Source organism: Actinosynnema sp. NPDC023658 (assembly GCF_040639995.1).
Taxonomy (GTDB): domain Bacteria; phylum Actinomycetota; class Actinomycetes; order Mycobacteriales; family Pseudonocardiaceae; genus Actinosynnema.
Genome location: NZ_JBFAAX010001200.1, coordinates 1 through 1,562 on the forward strand (window position 1 = coordinate 1; position 1,562 = coordinate 1,562).

3 protein-coding genes are annotated in these 1,562 nt (G+C 71.8%); all 3 read left to right on the plus strand.

Going from position 1 to position 1,562, the window contains the following annotated elements; all coding sequences use genetic code 11:
- Positions 1-671, plus strand: a 671-nt coding sequence (locus AB0G02_RS39510) for a GntR family transcriptional regulator (protein ID WP_360805439.1), incomplete at its 5' end; no start/stop codon positions are given.
- Between the two features lie 152 nt (positions 672-823).
- On the plus strand, positions 824-1,051 hold the full coding sequence (locus tag AB0G02_RS39515) for a ferredoxin family protein (protein ID WP_123741971.1): 228 nt from the start codon (positions 824-826) through the stop codon (positions 1,049-1,051).
- Between the two features lie 11 nt (positions 1,052-1,062).
- On the plus strand, positions 1,063-1,515 hold the full coding sequence (locus AB0G02_RS39520) for a hypothetical protein (RefSeq protein ID WP_360805443.1): 453 nt from the start codon (positions 1,063-1,065) through the stop codon (positions 1,513-1,515).
- The last annotated feature ends 47 nt before the right edge of the window (positions 1,516-1,562 follow it).

Here is a 1,562-nt window from a genome sequence, read left to right on the forward strand (position 1 = left end):
AGCGCGCCTTCCCCGACGGCGTGCTGCCCGACGAGCGGTTCCTCGCGGCGGAGTTCTGCGCGTCGCGCAACGGCATCCGCGAGGCGTTGGACCTGCTGCGCGAGGAAGGGCTGATCGAACGCGTGCCGGGCGTCGGCACGGTGGTGGTCGCGCAGAAGTACGCCCACGGCCTGAACCAGCTGATGGGACTGGCCGAGACGTTGCACGAGCACGGCGAGGTCGGCAACGACGTGCGGACCGCGGGTCTCGTCCGACCGCCCGGCCCGGTGGCGCAGCGGCTGCGCCTCCCCGAGGGCGAGCAGGTCGTGTACGTGGAACGGCTGCGCAGGCTCAACGGGCTGCCGCTGTCGCTCGACCTCACCTACCTCCCGCGTGACGTCGGTGAACCGCTGTTGGCCGAGGACCTGGAGAACCAGGACATCTTCTCGCTCATCGAGCGCACCACCGGGCTGCGGCTGGGCGCGGCGGCCGTGACGCTGGAAGCGGTGAACGCCGACCTGCACTCGGCCGCCGTGCTGGAGGTGCCGCGCGGCTCGGCTCTGCTGGTCGTGGAACGGCTGAGCCACCTCGCGGACGGCCGCCCGGTGGACCTGGAGTTCATCCGGATGCGCGGCGACCGGCTGACCATGCGCGCCGAGCTGCGGCGCACGAAGCCGGGGGAGGCGCGGTGAACGCCGCACCGCGGTTCCGCCTGCACGTGGACCTGCGCCGCCAGGCCAGCGCCCTCTGTCGCTGACCTCCCTGCACCTCGCGCCGCGCTCACCCCGGACGTGGCGCGGTTCCGCACGCCCCCACCACCAGGTGACGATCCCGGGAGAACTCCGTGGCCCTAGTGAACAACCGCGCCGACGTGCCGGTGACCATCGACCAGTCGCTGTGCATCGAGGGCTGCCGCCTGTGCGTGGACGTCTGCCCGCTCGACTCGCTCGCGATCAACCCCGAGACCGGCAAGGCGTTCATGCACGTGGACGAGTGCTGGTACTGCGGGCCGTGCGCGCTGCGCTGCCCCACGGGCGCGGTCGAGGTCAACATGCCCTACCTGCTGCGCTGAAGGGAACGACGATGCTCAAGCGAATCCTCGGCGCGGCACTGGTCGCCGTCGCGTCGACCTCGTGCGTGGCCGGCGCGGCCTCCGACGACGAGGTGACCGTCGTGGTCGGCTACCAGTCCAAGACCATCAACACCGTCACCGCGGGCACGCTGCTGCGCGAGCTGGGGCACTTCGAGCGGCGGCTGGCCGAGCTGGGCCGCCGCACCGGCAAGCGGTACGAGGTCACCTGGCAGGACTACGACACCGGCGCTCCGATCACCGCGCAGATGCTCGCCGGGAAGGTCGACATCGGCTCGATGGGCGACTTCCCGCTGCTCATCAACGGATCGCGCGCGCAGCAGCAGGGTGACGACGGCACGCGGATGGTGTCGGTCACCGGCTACAACCCCCGCGGCGCGTTGAACATGGTCGTGGTGCCGCCCGACTCCACCCCGACCACGCTCGCCGACCTCGCCGGCAAGTAGGTGTCGGCCAGCGTCGGCTCGGCCGGGGACGGCACGCTCGTCCGCGC

Coding starts and splice junctions, on each gene's coding strand:
- AB0G02_RS39520 (WP_360805443.1), top strand. CDS start 1,063: ATGCTCAAGCGAATCCTCGGCGCGGCACTGGTCGCCGTCGCGTCGACC.